Origin of the sequence: Chelatococcus reniformis (assembly GCF_014640075.1) — a bacterium.
GTDB lineage: Bacteria > Pseudomonadota > Alphaproteobacteria > Rhizobiales > Beijerinckiaceae > Camelimonas > Camelimonas reniformis.
In genome coordinates, this window is record NZ_BMGG01000005.1 from 230,941 (window position 1) to 245,468 (window position 14,528).

Here is a 14,528-nt window from a genome sequence, read left to right on the forward strand (position 1 = left end):
TCGGCGGTCCGCCTTCGTTGCGGTCCGCCGATCTTCAGTTGTAAAGCCCACCATGGCCGAGCCAGTCTTCTTTCCCGCCTCCTCGGCCCTGACGCTGTCGGCGGTCGCCGAGCTGGTGGGTGCGGCCCTGCCCGAGGGAGCCGACCCGCAGCAGGCCATTCGCGGCGTCGCACCGCTCGAAACCGCGACGCCATCCGATCTGGCCTACATGGATAACGCGCGTTACGCCGCTGTGCTCGCGACGACGCGGGCCGGCGTCTGTCTGGTGTCGGAGCGGTTTATCGCCAAGGTGCCCCCCGGTCCGGTCGCCCTGCTCACGCGCGATCCGCATCGGGGCTTTGCCGCCGTGCTGAGTGCGCTGTTCCCTTCAGCCGTCCGGCCAGGCTCCGTTTTCGAGGCATCGGGCGTCACGCCGGGGGCCTTCGTGCATCCTTCGGCTCGCATCGAACCCGGAGTGGTCATCGACCCTGGCGCCGTGATCGGGCCCCGCGCCGAGATCGGGCGGGGCACGACGATCGGCGCCACGGCCGTGGTCGGAGCCGAGGTGCGCATCGGCCGCGATTGCTCCATCGGGCCGGGAGCCGCCATTCAGTATGCGCTCGTCGGCAACCGGGTGATCCTCCACCAGGGCGTACGGATCGGCCAGGATGGATTTGGTTTCGCCATGAGCGGCCGCGGTCATCTCAAGGTGCCGCAGGTCGGGCGCGTGATCATTCAGGACGATGTGGAAATTGGCGCCAACACGACGATCGACCGCGGGGCGACGCGCGATACGATCATCGGGGAAGGGACCAAGATCGACAATCTGGTGCAGATTGCACATAACGTGGTGATCGGGCGCCACTGCGTCATCGTCGCCCAGGTGGGCATTGCCGGCAGCACGACGCTGGAGGATTTCGTCACGATTGGCGGCCAGGCCGGCATCATCGGACACATCCGCATCGGACGGGGCACGCAGATCGCCGCCACCAGCAACGTCAACTCCGACGTGCCGCCCGGAGCGATCTGGGGTGGGACGCCGGCGAGGCCCATGCGGGACTGGTTCCGCGAGGTGACAGCGCTGAAGAACCTGGCGGCCAAGCGCGGAGGCCCGGCGCGCAGCGGCGCCGACGACTGAAAGGGTGGGAGTAACATTGATGGAGCAGGCGCCGGCTAAGCTCGATACGGCCGATATCGTTCAGATCATGAGTTATCTGCCCCATCGCTATCCGTTTTTGTTGGTTGATCGCATCATCGACATCGACAGCGACAACTCCTGCATCGGCATCAAGAACGTGACCTACAACGAGCCACAGTTCCTCGGGCATTTTCCGACCCGGCCGCTGTTCCCCGGCGTGCTGATCATCGAGGGCATGGCGCAGACCGCCGGCGCCATTTGCGTCGCGTCGAAACTGGCCGAGAAGAAGCGGCCCAAGGAGGTCTTCTTCATGACAATCGACAAGTGCAAGTTCCGCCGGCCGGTGCAGCCCGGCGATGTCGTCGAGTATCATATGCGCAAGCTCAACAACCGCCGCACCATGTGGTGGTACCGGGGCGAGGCGAAGGTGAACGGCACGCTCGTGGCCGAGGCTGAAGTCAGCGCCATGCTGGTGATCGAGTGAATGCACCTTCAGTTCATCCGACGGCGGTGGTCGACGACAACGCCATGCTCGGCCGCGGCGTGTCGGTCGGCCCTTTCTGCGTCGTCGGGCCCGATGTAACGCTCGGCGACGAGGTGGCCCTGGCGAGCCACGTGGCCGTTGCCGGCCGCACGACGATCGGGGCGCGCACCAAGATCTATCCGTTCGCCTCGGTCGGCCATGCGCCCCAGGACCTGAAGTACAAGGGCGAGCCGTCGACACTGACGGTCGGAGCCGATTGCATCATCCGCGAGGGCGTAACGATCAATCCGGGCACGGCGGGCGGTGGGATGGCGACCGTCGTCGGCGACCGATGCGCATTGCTCGCCAATTCGCACATCGGCCACGACTGCAAGGTCGGCGACGACGTCATTCTGTCCAACAACGTGATGCTGGCCGGACACGTGACGGTCGGCAGCCACGTCATATGTGGCGGCGGCTCGGCCATCATCCAGTTCACGCGCGTCGGTGCGCACGCGTTCGTCGGCGGCATGTCGGGCCTTGAAAACGACCTCATCCCCTACGGGATGGTTATCGGCAATCGGGCTCACCTGGCTGGCCTCAACCTGGTCGGCCTGCGCCGGCGCGGCTTTTCACGCGACGACATCCATGCGCTGCGCCGCGCCTACCGCCTGCTGTTCGCCCGCGAGGGCACGCTGCTCGAGCGGGTGGCCGGTGCGGAGGGCGAGCTCGGTAACCATCCGCTGGTTCAGGAGGTGTTGAACTTCATCCGCGCCGGCGGGGACCGGGCGATCTGCACGCCGCGCGACGCCGAGGCGTGAGATGTCCGCGGCCGACGGCGGCGTGGCGATTCTGGCCGGCGGTGGTGCGCTGCCGCGCGAACTCGCTGACCGCCTGGCTGTCCGCGGTCGCGCCGTGCGTATCCTGGCCCTTCGCGGTTTCGCCGACCGCGGGACACTGCGACGGGCGGAGTGCGCCTTCGACATCGTCGACGCGCTCGGGATCATCAGGCGGCTGCATGCTTGGCGTCCCGCTGCGGTCGTCCTCGTCGGGGTGGTGCATCGCCCGACGCCGCGGGCTCTGCTAGGTGCGGTCGCGGCCGCTTACCGCAACCGCGACTTCCTCCTGCCGATCATGAGGGCAGGTGACGACCGGCTGCTGCGCACTGTCGTCGGCTTGTTCGAGCGTGAGGGCTTCACTGTCGAAGGCATCGCAACCCTGGCCCCCGAGCTGCTGGCCGGTGTCGGCGTCTTCGGTAGGGTCGAACCCACCGCGGCATCGCGCGCTGCCATCGGCCTTGGCGTTCGCTGCTTGACCGCATTGTCGCCTTTCGATGTCGGGCAGGCGGCGGTCGTCGCTGGTTCGCGCATCGCCGCCGTCGAGGGGCCGGAAGGTACCGATGCGATGATCGCGCGCGCCCAGCGGCTGGGACGGACATCACGGCTGCATGGGGGCGAGGGCGGGCCGGTGCTGGTGAAGATGGCGAAGGCCGGGCAGGACCTGCGGGTGGATCTGCCGGCGATCGGGCCCGATACGGTACGGAGGGCGGCTCGAGCAGGCTTTTCCGGCATCGCGGTCGGGGCCGGCGCGACGCTCGTGATTGATCGCGCCACCACGATCGAAGAGGCTGACCGCCGAGGCTTGTTCGTGGTCGGCGTGGACACCGCGCAGGACGTACCGGGTGAGATGAGCGAATGACGCCGGAACCGCCGCTTTCGGTCTTTCTCGTCGCCGGGGAAGAGTCGGGTGACCAACTCGGTGCCGGGTTGATGCGAGCCATCCACGAGCGGCTGGGCGATGCCGGTGTCGCCTTCGCAGGGGTGGGCGGCGAACGCATGGCGGCGGTGGGGCTCACCAGCCTCTTTCCGCTGAGCGATATCGCGGTCATGGGGGTGTCGGCCGTCGTCGCGAGGCTCCCGACGATCGTCCGCAGGGTCTACGCGACGGTTGATGCCGTGGTGGCGGCCAAGCCGGACGTGCTGGTGATCATCGACAGCCCGGATTTTACCCACAACGTAGCCAAGCGGGTCCGGGCGCGGATGCCGGGGCTGCCCATCGTCGACTATGTCAGTCCGACCGTCTGGGCGTGGCGGCCCGGCCGTGCCCGCGCCATGCGCGCCTATGTCGATCACCTGCTGGCGCTCCTGCCCTTCGAGCCGGAGGCGCACCGCCGGCTGGGTGGCCCGGCGTGCAGCTACGTCGGCCATCCGCTCGTCGAGCGGCTCGCAGAGCTGCGCCCGCGACCGGGCGAGCGCGCGAATCTTGGCCAGGCCCCGACACTACTGGTGCTTCCGGGCAGCCGGCGCACTGAGATCTCGCGGCTCATGGAGCCGTTCGGCGCTGCGCTGGGGCTGATTGCGCAAGCGCGGCCGGATGTCAGGATCATCCTGCCCGCGGTGCCCCACCTCAAGGAGGACATCGCGGCCCGCGCCGCATCCTGGCCGGTCCGGCCGGACATCGTCACCGGCGAAGCCAGCAAATGGGCCGCCTTTCGGCAGGCACACGCGGCCGTCGCCGCGTCCGGCACCGTGACGCTGGAGTTGGCGCTCGCAGGGGTGCCCATGGTGGTCGCCTACAAGGTGTCGTTCCTGGAAGAACGGCTGCGTTTCCTGGTCAAGGTGCCGTCGATCGTCCTGCCCAACCTCATCTTGGGCGCCAACGCCATCCCGGAGTTCATCCAGGAGGATTGTACCGCGGACGCGCTCGCTGAGGCCCTGCTGCCGCTGCTCGGCGACACGCCGCCGCGCCGCACGCAGGTGGAGGCTTTGGCCCGGCTCGACGCTCTGATGTCGACCGGCTCTGAGCATCCAAGCGAGCGGGGCGCGCGGATCGTTCTCGAAACCGCCGGGGCGCCCCGTAGCTCGCGACAGCGCTAGAATCGCATTTTGCCACCGGTTGGAGATCATCCAACGGCGCCCGGCTGCCGGAGCATCACTCGATCAGAGGGGACTGATCCGGCCGAGTGGCGCTTGCCGCGTTGCAGACAGCAAAAAGCCCGGCGCCGTGCCGGGCTTTCGCGTCATGCGCATCTCGTTCCGGTGGAAACCATCACCTCGCGGACACGTTCTCGCGGAGTGCGTCAGGCTTACCGCTGGGCGATGCTGATGTAGTCGCGCGCGGGCGCGCCCGTATAGAGCTGGCGGGGGCGGCCGATGCGCTGGCTGGGATCCTCGATCATTTCCTTCCACTGGGCGATCCAGCCGACCGTGCGAGCCACCGCAAACAGTACGGTGAACATCTCGGTCGGGAAGCCCATCGCCTTGAGCGTGATGCCCGAGTAGAAATCGATGTTCGGATAGAGCTTCTTCTCGACGAAATACTCGTCGCTCAGTGCGATCCGCTCAAGCTCCAGGGCCACCTCGAGCAGCGGATCGTCCTTGTGGCCGAGTTCGTTCAGCACCTCGTGCGTCGTCCGCTGCATGATCTTGGCGCGCGGGTCGTAGTTCTTATAGACGCGGTGGCCGAAGCCCATCAGACGGAACGGATCGTTCTTATCCTTGGCGCGAGCGATGAACTGCGGGATCCTGTCGACGGTACCGATCTCCTGCAGCATCTTGAGCGCGGCCTCGTTGGCGCCCCCGTGGGCCGGACCCCACAGGCAGGCGATGCCGGCGGCGATACAGGCGAAGGGATTGGCACCCGAGGATCCAGCCAGCCGCACCGTCGACGTCGAGGCGTTCTGCTCGTGATCCGCGTGCAGGATGAAGATGCGGTCGAGCGCGCGCGAGAGGATCGGGTTGGGCTTGTATTCCTCGCACGGCACCGCGAAGCACATGTGCAGGAAGTTGGTGGTGTAGTCGAGGTCGTTGCGCGGATAGATGAACGGCTGCCCGACGTGGTACTTGTACGCTAGCGAGGCCAGCGTCGGCATCTTCGCGATCATGCGCATGGACGCGATCATGCGCTGCTTCTCGTCCGAGATGTCGGTCGAGTCGTGATAGAAGGCCGAGAGCGCCCCGACCGACGCGACCATGATGGCCATGGGGTGGGCATCGCGGCGAAAGCCCTGGAAGAACCGCATCATCTGCTCGTGCACCATGGTGTGGCGCGTGACGCGGTAGTCGAAATCGGCCTTCTGGGTCGTCGTCGGCAGCTCGCCTTCGAGCAGCAGGTAACACGTCTCCAGGAAGTCGCCGTGCTCGGCCAGCTCCTGAATCGGATAGCCGCGGTAGAGCAGGACGCCATCGTCGCCATCGATGTACGTGATCTTGGACTGGCAGCTGGCCGTGGAGGTGAACCCCGGGTCGTACGTGAACATGTCCGTCTCTTTATAAAGAGAGGCGATGTCCACGACGCTGGGTCCGATGGTGCCATCCAGGGTCGGCAAGTCGACCACTTTGCCATCGACGCTAAGTGCAGTCGTCCTCGCGTTCATTATCGTCACCCTTGTCTGAGGAGACCGACGTAGGGCAGCGAGGAAGCCGGGCTGGTTCGCCGGGCACGTGGCTGCTGATTACGCTGGCCTAAATATCGCAAGTGCGAACTTGAGCGACAATTCGGTAGCCCATTTGCCGGGCCCCATCAAGCCGCCGTGCCGGGGGCCTGACGACCGTGCATCGGAGGCCTCCAACTCTCGCCATTGTTATCTCGAGTTTTGCGTTAGCTACTATTCATAAGTAATTGGCGTTACAGGAAGTCGAGTCGGGTTGCGCTGCGTCAGGCGGGAAGCTGATCCCGGACCCGTGCAAGGCTCTCGTCGCGCCCGAGCACGGCCATCACGTCGAACAGGCCGGGTGATGTCGCCCGTCCGGTCAGCGCCGCCCTGAGCGGTTGCGCCAGCTGACCGAGCTTGAGAGCGGCCGCATCGGCGACCCGCCGTACGGCGCCCTCCGTATTCGCCGCCGACCACTCCGAAATCGTCTCGAGCTCGCTCAGCACCAGGGCCAACCGCCGACGGGCGTCGTCATCGAGGATCGTCGTGGCTTTGGCGTCGAGACCGAGCGGGCGCCTGGCGTAGAGGTAGGACGCGCTGTCGAGCAGCTCGATCACCGTCTTGGCGCGCTCCTTGAGTCCCGGCATCGCCGACAGCAGCTTGGCCTCGAGCTCGGGATCAAGCGTCGCGCCCAGTCCGCGGTCGGGGCCGACCTGGGGTAGAATCGTCTTGATCGCGGCCACAAGGCGCGCGTCGTCTGCCTGCCGCATGTAGTGGCCGTTGATGCTCTCCAGCTTGGCGAAGTCGAAGCGGGCCGGCGAACGGCCGATCTGCTCGAGGGCGAAGGCGGCCGTCATCTCCTCGGTCGAAAAGATCTCCTGGTCGCCATGGCTCCAGCCGAGGCGAACGAGGTAGTTGCGCAGCGCCTCCGGCAGATAGCCCAGCGTGCGGTAAGCCTCGACGCCGAGCGCGCCGTGCCGCTTGGATAACTTGGCGCCGTCAGGACCGTGGATGAGTGGGATATGGGCCATGACCGGAGGCGCCCAGCCCAGCGCGTCGTAGATCTGGCGCTGGCGGGCCGCATTGGTCAGGTGGTCGTCGCCGCGAATGACATGCGTGACGGCCATGTCGTGATCATCGACGACGACAGCGAGCATGTAGGTCGGCGAGCCATCGGAGCGCAGCAGGACGAGGTCGTCCAGCTCCTTGTTCTGCCAGACGACACGGCCCTGCACCTGGTCCTCGACGACTGTCTCGCCCTCGGTCGGCGCCTTCAGGCGCACCACCGGCTTGACGCCCGCCGGGGCCGCGGCGGGGTCCCGGTCGCGCCAGCGTCCGTCGTAGCGGGAGGGGCGCCCCTCGCGGCGGGCGCTCTCGCGCATCTCCTCCAGCTCCTGGGCGCTGGCGTAGCAGTAATAGGCGCGGCCGCGCTCCAGCAGCTCCTGGACGACGGCCCGGTGGCGGTCGGCGCGGCTGTATTGGTAGACGACGTCGCCGTCCCAATCAAGGCCGAGCCAGCCCAGCCCGTCGAGGATGGCGGCGATGGCGGCGTCTGTTGAACGCTCGCGGTCGGTGTCCTCGATGCGCAGCAGCATCCTGCCGCCGTGCCTGCGTGCGAACAGCCAGTTGAACAGGGCCGTTCGGGCGCCGCCGATATGCAGGTAGCCCGTGGGAGACGGAGCGAAGCGGGTGATGATCTGATCGGCCATTTCCAACAACGTGCGGCGGGCACACTCGAAACGGAGCGGGAGCTGAGGCGAGACTCGCCGGCTGGCGACGGCGTCGTGTAGCATGCGCCAACGCCGAGCCGAAATCCCGTATGCCCCGTGACCACAGCGCAGCCCTGTCCGAGGCAATCGCGCCGGCGACGACCGGCGCGCTTGGCTTCGGTGCGCGCAGCCGCGCCCTGTTCCTGCATGCGACGCACTCTATCTGGCGCCTCTTCGCGCTCGAGCAAGAGCGCCGCCGGCCGTTCGTGTGGCTGCCGGTCGCCTTTGGCATCGGCATCCTGCTCTATTTCGCCGCCGACCGCGAGCCGGCGCTCTGGGCGCCGCTGCTCGCCACGGGCCTCGCGGTGGCCGGCGTCGCGGCGGTCCGGCGGCGGCCGCTCGGCCGATTGCTCATGATCGGCGTCGCCTTCGTCTTCGCCGGCTTCAGCGCGGCCTGTATGCGAACCGCGCTGGTCGCGGCGCCGGTGCTGACGCGTGTGACGGCGGGCAAGCTCACCGGCTTCGTCGTCGCCGTCGATGACCATGGCACGGGTTCGCGCCTGGTGATCGTGCCGACGTCCTTTGCCGAGCTGGCGCCGCAGGCGTTGCCTGCGCTCGTGCGGGTGACGGTCAAGTCGCGCACGGCGATCAAGCCCGGCGACCATGTCCGGGCGTCGGCGCGGCTGCTGCCTCCGCCGGAGCAGGCGCGCCCCGGCGGCTACGATTTCGCGCGCGATGCCTATTTCAAGCGGCTCGGCGCCGTCGGCTCGGTGAGCGGGGCCATCGAGCTCACTCCGGCCACCGCCGCGCCGCCGCGATCGGTGCGGTGGGCGGCCGCTGTGGATGCGGCGCGCGCGACGGTCACGACGCGTATCGCGACGGCGTTCGGCGGCCAGGCCGGTGCCGTGGCGGCCGCCTTGGTCACGGGCAAGCGCGGGCAGATCACCGAGGACACCAACGAGGTGCTGCGCGCCGCCGGCATCTACCACATCGTCTCCATCTCCGGCCTGCACATGGTGCTCGCCGCGAGCGTGTTCTTCTGGTCGAGCCGCGCGTTGCTGGCACTTCTGCCGGGGCTGGCCCTGGCCTGGCCGATCAAGAAGATCGCGGCGGCGCTCGCGATGGTGGGAGCTGCCGCCTACTGCATCTTCACCGGTTCCGATGTCGCCACCGAGCGAGCGCTGGTGATGACGCTGGTCATGCTGGGGGCCATCCTGGTGGAGCGTCCGGCGCTCGCCATGCGCAACCTCGCCATCGCCGCTCTGATCGTGCTGGCCATGGAGCCGGAAAGCCTGCTGGGGCCGAGCTTTCAGATGTCGTTCGCCGCGGTCGCCGGGCTCATCGCCGTCGCGGAGCGCAGCGGCAGCCTGAGTGGACTGCCCCGGCCGCGAGACGCTCCCCCGCTCGGTCCGGTCGGCCGCGCGGGCCGGGCCTTGCTCGCCGCGGTCACGACGACGGCCGTCGCCGAGCTCGCCACCGGCTCGTTCAGCGCCTATCATTTCCAGGCGCTCAGCCCACTCGGCATCCTCGGCAACGTGCTGACGCTGCCGTTCATCTCGCTGGTGGTCATGCCCTCGGCCGTCGTCGGCATGGTGGCCTATCCGTTCGGCATCGATTGGCCGATCTGGTGGGTGATGGGGCTGGCCACCGAGCCGATCCTGTGGGCGTCGCGCCTGATCGCGACGATCGAGCAGTCGCGAGTCGGCATGCCGGCCATGTCGGCTCTCGCCCTCGCAGGCTTCGTCATTGCCATCCTCTGGTTCACGCTCTGGAGCACGGCCCTGCGATGGGCCGCGGTGGTGCCGGCCGCCGTCGGGCTGGTGCTCGCCGCCCATACGCCGCGTCCCGACATTCTGGTGGACCGTCGGGCCGACGGGGCGGCCGTGCGCGGCGCGGATGGGCGGCTGGTGATTCTCGGCAAGCCTTCAAGCTTCGTGGTGGAGCAATGGCTGCGCGCCGATGGCGATCGCAGGCTCCCCACCGACCCCAGCCTGCGGGCGGGAACCCGCTGTGACAGCCTCGGCTGCGTCGGCCGCCTGGCGGACGGCGGCGCCGTCGCCTTTGTCGTCGAGCGCAGCGCCTTCGAGGAGGATTGCGCCCGTGCCGACGTGGTCATCTCCCGTCGCACAGCGCCGCCCACATGTGCAGCGGCGCTGGTGCTCGATGGCCCGCAACTGACGCGCGCCGGGGCGGTCGCGGTCAACGCGGGGGAGGGCGTGCTGCGAACGACGACGGCGCGCGGCGATGTCCGCTCGCGCCCTTGGATCAACGGGCCGGCGCCGCCCAAGCCCAAGCCGCTGCCGGAGGCCGGAGAAAAGCTGGACGAGAAGCCCGACGACGAGCCGTGAGCGGACGGCTCAATACCGTCGCACCAGGCTGATCAGCTTGCCTTGGATCTTGACCCGGTCCGGGCCGAGCACCCGCGTCTCGTAGGCCGGATTGGCAGCCTCGAGCGCGATCGACGAGCCGCGCCGCCGCAAGCGCTTCAAGGTCGCTTCCTCCTCGTCGATCAGCGCCACCACGATGTCGCCGGTGTTGGCCGTGTCCTGGCGGCGGATGACGACGGTGTCGCCCTCGAGGATGCCGGCATCCACCATCGAATCGCCGCGCACCTCCAGCGCGTAATGCTCCCCGGACGATAGCAGCTCCACCGGAAGCTGGAGCGTGTGACTGCGATTCTGGATGGCGGTGATCGGCACGCCGGCCGCGATGCGGCCCATCACCGGTACGGCGATGACCTTGCGGTCGTCCTCACCATCGGCCGACGCCGGCCTGACGCGTCCAAGCCCTCCTTCGACGACGCTGGGGCTGAAGCGTCGGCTCGGCTGCGGGCTGGCGGTCTCCGGCAGCTTGATGATCTCCACCGCACGCGCCCGGTTGGGCAGCCGGCGGATGAAGCCGCGCTCCTCCAGCGCCATGATCAGGCGGTGGATCCCCGACTTGGACTTGAGGTCCAGCGCCTCCTTCATCTCGTCGAAGGACGGCGGCACGCCGGTTTCGCGGAGACGCTCATTGATGAAGCGCAGAAGCTCATGCTGCTTGCTGGTCAACATGGTCGGTCCGTCCCGTCGCGCTCGCGGCCCGCTGATCGGCCGGCTGGGGATCACGGAGCCCATCATGCGCTCCTGATCCATTCCAAAAGGTTAGAGCACGACATTATTCAGGGCCAGGAGCGCACTGCGGCGCCGGTCGACCGATCGTTTCTGCGTCATGCCCATGCCGGCTCGACTCACTGCCGAAACAAAGCATGAACAATATTTAGCCGTTCTTGCTGTGTTCCGCAACAACTGGCTAGGCCGCGCCTTAGCGCCAGCCGGCGGCCGGGCAGCCCATCAGGGGAATGGCCCGCGCCACCTCGCCAGCCCTGGCGGCCGGTGCTCCGGGCGGGCGCACGATCAGCGCCTCGGCGCTCGCCAGCACGCCGAGCAGCGAGCTGTCCTGCACCGCGGCGGGCGTGGCGATCGGCAGGTCGGCGCTCGCGGTCAGCCGGGCCCGCAGGTAGTCCTGCCGGACATCGTTGGGGCCCACGTCCGCGCCGAGGCGCACGGCAATGCTCCGGTCGTCCCCGGCCTCGGGGTCGCCGACCAGGGCGCGCAGCAGCGGCACGAGGAATAGCGCGGCGCAGACGATGGCCGAGACCGGATTGCCGGGCAGCGCCAGCACGACCATCGCGCCGAGGCGCCCGTGCATCAACGGCTTGCCGGGGCGCATGGCGATTCGCCAGAAGTCCAGTTCCATGCGGGCGTCGGCCAGCGCGTCCTTGACCAGATCGTGGTCGCCGACGGAGGCGCCGCCCAGGGTGACCAGCACATCCGCCGCCGCGGCGCGCGCCTGTTCCACGGCTGCCGCGAGGTCCGCTCTGTCATCGCGCGCGATGCCGAGGTCGAGCGGCTCCGCGCCGGCAGCCTCCGCAAGTGCCGCCACGGCATAGCTGTTGGAGCTGACGATCTGGTCCTCGCCGGCGGCCTCGCCGGGGCGAACCAGTTCGTCGCCCGTCGCCAGCAGGGCGACGCGGGGCCTGCGGCGCACGGGCAGCGCCGGATGGCCCATCGCCGCCGCCAGCCCGATCCGCCGAAAGTCGAGCCGGCTGCCGGCGCTGAGCAGAACGTCGCCGGCGGCGAAATCGAGCCCGGCGCGCCGGATGTGGCGGCCCGGCTCCGCCGCGGCGATGAAGCGGACCGTTCCCTCGGGCGAGGGTGGCTCGGCATTCTCCTGGATGATGACGGCGTCTGCTCCGGCGGGAACAGGCGCGCCTGTGAAGATGCGGACGGCTTCGCCCGGCCCGACGGTGCCGGTGAAGCGATGGCCGGCGGCGCTGGTGCCGATCAGGCGCAGCATCGCGTGCGGTGTGGCGCAATCGGCGGCGCGTACCGCGTAGCCGTCCATCGCCGAGCTGTCGAAGGGCGGCTGGGTGCGGCGAGCCGCGAGATCACGCGCCAGGGTGCGGCCGTGCGCGGCCGTGATCGCCACATCCTCCACGTCCGTCGGCGTCGCGGCTGAGGCCAGCACGCGCCGCAGCGCCTCGTCGACGGAGAGCATGGGCTTCATGGCGCGACGTCCTCGGCCTGCCACAGACCGGAGCGTCCGCCCTCCTTGCGCAGCAGGCGGATGCCCTCGATGCGCATGTCGCGATCGACGGCCTTCACCATGTCATAGACCGTGAGGCAGGCGACCGACACGGCCGTGAGCGCCTCCATCTCGACCCCGGTGGGGCCGTTGACCCTCACCTCGGCCTGCACCGTGACGCCGGGGAGTGCCTCGTCCAGCGCGAGATCGACCGCAACCTTGCTGATCAGCAGCGGGTGGCAGAGGGGGATCAATTCGTGCGTGCGCTTGGCGGCCATGATGCCGGCGAGCCGCGCCGTGCCGAGCACGTCGCCCTTCTTGGCATCGCCGCTGCGGATGAGGGCGAGCGTTTCGGGCCGCGTGACGATTCGTCCTTGCGCCAGCGCCACGCGGGATGTCGCCGGCTTGTCGCCCACGTCGACCATGCGGGCGGCGCCGCTGTCGTCGAGGTGACTGAGCTTGCTCATGAGGCGGGAGCGGGGTCGCGCCGCAGGAGCGCACGCGTTGCCGCGGCGACGTCCTGCTGGCGCATGAGGCTTTCGCCGACGAGGAAGGTATCGATCCCGGCGGCCGCAAGGCGTGCGATATCGGCCGGTGTGAAGATGCCGCTCTCCCCGACGACGATGCGGTCGGCCGGGACGCGCGGTGCCAACTGTTCGCTGGCTTCCAGGCGCGTCTCGAACGTCCTGAGGTCACGGTTGTTGATACCGATCAGCGGCGACGGCAGGGCCAGGGCCCGGTCGAGCTCGGCTGCATCGTGCACCTCGAGCAGCACGTCGATGCCGACGGCGGCCGCGGCATCGGCCAGGGCCTGAGCTTCGGCGTCGTCGACGGCGGCCATGATGATCAGGATGCAGTCGGCGCCCCAGGCCCGCGCCTCGAACACCTGGTAGGGCTCGTACATGAAATCCTTGCGCAGCACCGGCAGCTGGCAGGCGGCCCGCGCGGCGCCGAGATATTCAGGCTTGCCCTGGAACGACGGCGCGTCGGTCAGCACCGACAGGCAGGTGGCGCCGCCCTCCGCATAGGCACGTGCCAGCGCCGGTGGATCGAAGTCCGCGCGGATCAAGCCCTTGGAGGGGCTCGCCTTCTTGATTTCGGCGATGAGAGCGGGCTGACCCGTGGCGATGCGTTGACGGATCGCGGCGGCGAAGCCGCGTGGCGGCGGCGCGGCGGCGGCGCGCCGTTCCATCTCCGCCGGCGGCACGGCCGCCTTGGCCGCGGCGATTTCCTGACGTTTATAGGCCCCGATGCGATCGAGTACGTTGCTCACGCGCCGCTTCCGTCGTTGGAGAGCGAGATCAGCTTGTAAAGTGTGGTGAACGCAGCCCCGTTGTCGAGAGCGGCCGCCGCGAGGCCCGCGCCTTCCGGAAGGCTGGAGGCCCGGCCGGCGACGACCAGCGCCGCCGCGGCGTTGATCACGACGATGTCGCGATAGGGGCCCTTCTCGCCGTCGAGCACGCGCTTGAGCGCCAGCGCGTTGTGCTCCGGGTCGCCACCCTTGAGGTCGTCAAGCCTGGCCCGGGCAAGGCCGATATCCTCGGGGGTGATCGTGAAGCGGCTGATGCTGCCGTTGTCGAGCGCCACCACCTGGGTCGGTCCCGTGGTGGTGATCTCGTCCAGGCCATCGGAGCCGTGCACTGCCCAGATGCGCTCGGAGCCGAGCGTGCGCAACACCTCGACCATCGGCTCCAGCCACATCTCGGAGAAACAGCCGAGCAACTGTCGCTTCACCGCGGCCGGATTGGCCAGCGGGCCGATCAGGTTGAACAGGGTGCGGGTGCCCAGTTCGGTGCGAACCGGCGCGACGTGGCGCATCGAGGCGTGATGGCCGGGCGCGAACATGAAGCCGATGCCCGCCCCTGCGATGCAGCGGCCGATCGCATCGGCGTCGAGCCCGATCCTGACGCCCAGCGCCGTCAGCACATCGGCTGCTCCCGATTTCGATGAGGCGGCGCGGTTGCCGTGCTTCGCCACCGTGACGCCGCAGGCCGCGACCACGAGGGAGGTGAGAGTCGAGACGTTGTAGGTGCCGACGTTATCGCCGCCGGTGCCGACGATATCGATCGCATCCGCCGGGGCATTGACCGTCACCATGCGGGCGCGCAGCGCCGACACCGCGCCGGCGATCTCGTCCACGGTTTCGCCGCGCACGCGCAGCGCCATCAGGAAGGCGCCGGCCTGAGCCGGCGTCACCTCGCCTGACAGCAGCGTTTCAAAGGCCGCGCGCGCCTCGTCCCGGGTGAGCGGCGCGCCGGTGGCAACCTTGGCGATGAAGGGTTTGAAGGCGTCCATGGCTCT

General features: G+C 68.8%; 13 protein-coding genes. 6 read left to right on the top strand and 7 right to left on the bottom strand.

What is annotated here, in order from left to right; translation table 11 throughout:
• Window positions 1-52 precede the first annotated feature (52 nt).
• Genes lpxD through lpxB form a run of 5 tightly spaced genes read left to right on the top strand, consistent with a single transcriptional unit; the run spans window position 53 to window position 4,456 of the window.
• Entirely contained in the window at window positions 53-1,117 is a 1,065-nt protein-coding gene (gene lpxD, locus IEW34_RS14870) for a UDP-3-O-(3-hydroxymyristoyl)glucosamine N-acyltransferase (protein ID WP_188609991.1), read from the top strand.
• 19 nt (window positions 1,118-1,136) lie between these two features.
• On the top strand, window positions 1,137-1,601 hold the full coding sequence (gene fabZ / locus IEW34_RS14875) for a 3-hydroxyacyl-ACP dehydratase FabZ (RefSeq protein WP_188609992.1): 465 nt from the start codon (window positions 1,137-1,139) through the stop codon (window positions 1,599-1,601).
• Window positions 1,598-2,401: an acyl-ACP--UDP-N-acetylglucosamine O-acyltransferase gene (gene lpxA, locus IEW34_RS14880; RefSeq protein ID WP_188609993.1), complete on the top strand. Its 804-nt coding sequence runs from the start codon at window positions 1,598-1,600 to the stop codon at window positions 2,399-2,401. The genes fabZ and lpxA overlap by 4 nt, the downstream gene beginning before the upstream one ends.
• Before the next feature lies 1 nt (window position 2,402).
• Window positions 2,403-3,278 carry an LpxI family protein gene (locus IEW34_RS14885; RefSeq protein WP_188609994.1) on the top strand — a complete coding sequence of 292 codons (876 nt, stop codon included), beginning with the start codon at window positions 2,403-2,405 and terminating at the stop codon, window positions 3,276-3,278.
• On the top strand, window positions 3,275-4,456 hold the full coding sequence (gene lpxB, locus IEW34_RS14890) for a lipid-A-disaccharide synthase (protein WP_188609995.1): 1,182 nt from the start codon (window positions 3,275-3,277) through the stop codon (window positions 4,454-4,456). Before IEW34_RS14885 ends, lpxB begins: the two co-directional genes overlap by 4 nt.
• Before the next feature lie 209 nt (window positions 4,457-4,665).
• Here the strand turns inward: lpxB and gltA are convergent, their stop codons facing one another.
• Window positions 4,666-5,955 carry a citrate synthase gene (gene gltA, locus IEW34_RS14895; protein ID WP_188609996.1) on the bottom strand — a complete coding sequence of 430 codons (1,290 nt, stop codon included), beginning with the start codon at window positions 5,953-5,955 and terminating at the stop codon, window positions 4,666-4,668.
• A gap of 281 nt (window positions 5,956-6,236) precedes the next feature.
• The gene (gltX, locus tag IEW34_RS14900) at window positions 6,237-7,661 is read right to left on the bottom strand and encodes a glutamate--tRNA ligase (protein WP_188609997.1); all 1,425 of its coding nucleotides are present in this window, start codon (window positions 7,659-7,661) and stop codon (window positions 6,237-6,239) included.
• Window positions 7,662-7,771: 110 nt separating this feature from the next.
• Between gltX and IEW34_RS14905 the strand changes: the two genes are divergently transcribed.
• A complete protein-coding gene (locus IEW34_RS14905) occupies window positions 7,772-10,009 on the top strand; it encodes a ComEC/Rec2 family competence protein (RefSeq protein WP_188609998.1) in 2,238 nt (745 codons plus the stop codon).
• Between the two features lie 9 nt (window positions 10,010-10,018).
• Here IEW34_RS14905 and lexA read toward each other — a convergent pair whose 3' ends face one another.
• The 5 genes from lexA to trpD form a co-directional block, all read right to left on the bottom strand.
• Entirely contained in the window at window positions 10,019-10,714 is a 696-nt protein-coding gene (lexA, locus tag IEW34_RS14910) for a transcriptional repressor LexA (RefSeq protein ID WP_188609999.1), read from the bottom strand.
• A 250-nt stretch (window positions 10,715-10,964) separates the two neighbouring features.
• Window positions 10,965-12,209, bottom strand: a complete 1,245-nt coding sequence (locus IEW34_RS14915) for a molybdopterin molybdotransferase MoeA (RefSeq protein WP_188610000.1) — start codon at window positions 12,207-12,209, stop codon at window positions 10,965-10,967.
• Window positions 12,206-12,694, bottom strand: a complete 489-nt coding sequence (gene moaC, locus IEW34_RS14920) for a cyclic pyranopterin monophosphate synthase MoaC (RefSeq protein WP_188610001.1) — start codon at window positions 12,692-12,694, stop codon at window positions 12,206-12,208. The genes IEW34_RS14915 and moaC overlap by 4 nt, the downstream gene beginning before the upstream one ends.
• Window positions 12,691-13,500, bottom strand: coding sequence for an indole-3-glycerol phosphate synthase TrpC (gene trpC / locus IEW34_RS14925; protein ID WP_188610002.1), 810 nt, complete (start codon window positions 13,498-13,500; stop codon window positions 12,691-12,693). Before trpC ends, moaC begins: the two co-directional genes overlap by 4 nt.
• Complete coding sequence (gene trpD / locus IEW34_RS14930) at window positions 13,497-14,522, bottom strand: anthranilate phosphoribosyltransferase (RefSeq protein WP_188610003.1); 1,026 nt, start codon at window positions 14,520-14,522, stop codon at window positions 13,497-13,499. Before trpD ends, trpC begins: the two co-directional genes overlap by 4 nt.
• Window positions 14,523-14,528 lie beyond the last annotated feature (6 nt).

Coding starts and splice junctions, on each gene's coding strand:
- lpxD (WP_188609991.1), top strand. CDS start 53: ATGGCCGAGCCAGTCTTCTTTCCCGCCTCCTCGGCCCTGACGCTGTCG.
- fabZ (WP_188609992.1), top strand. CDS start 1,137: ATGGAGCAGGCGCCGGCTAAGCTCGATACGGCCGATATCGTTCAGATC.
- IEW34_RS14885 (WP_188609994.1), top strand. CDS start 2,403: ATGTCCGCGGCCGACGGCGGCGTGGCGATTCTGGCCGGCGGTGGTGCG.
- lpxB (WP_188609995.1), top strand. CDS start 3,275: ATGACGCCGGAACCGCCGCTTTCGGTCTTTCTCGTCGCCGGGGAAGAG.
- gltA (WP_188609996.1), bottom strand. CDS start 5,955: ATGAACGCGAGGACGACTGCACTTAGCGTCGATGGCAAAGTGGTCGAC.
- gltX (WP_188609997.1), bottom strand. CDS start 7,661: ATGGCCGATCAGATCATCACCCGCTTCGCTCCGTCTCCCACGGGCTAC.
- IEW34_RS14905 (WP_188609998.1), top strand. CDS start 7,772: ATGCCCCGTGACCACAGCGCAGCCCTGTCCGAGGCAATCGCGCCGGCG.
- lexA (WP_188609999.1), bottom strand. CDS start 10,714: ATGTTGACCAGCAAGCAGCATGAGCTTCTGCGCTTCATCAATGAGCGT.
- IEW34_RS14915 (WP_188610000.1), bottom strand. CDS start 12,209: ATGAAGCCCATGCTCTCCGTCGACGAGGCGCTGCGGCGCGTGCTGGCC.
- moaC (WP_188610001.1), bottom strand. CDS start 12,694: ATGAGCAAGCTCAGTCACCTCGACGACAGCGGCGCCGCCCGCATGGTC.
- trpD (WP_188610003.1), bottom strand. CDS start 14,522: ATGGACGCCTTCAAACCCTTCATCGCCAAGGTTGCCACCGGCGCGCCG.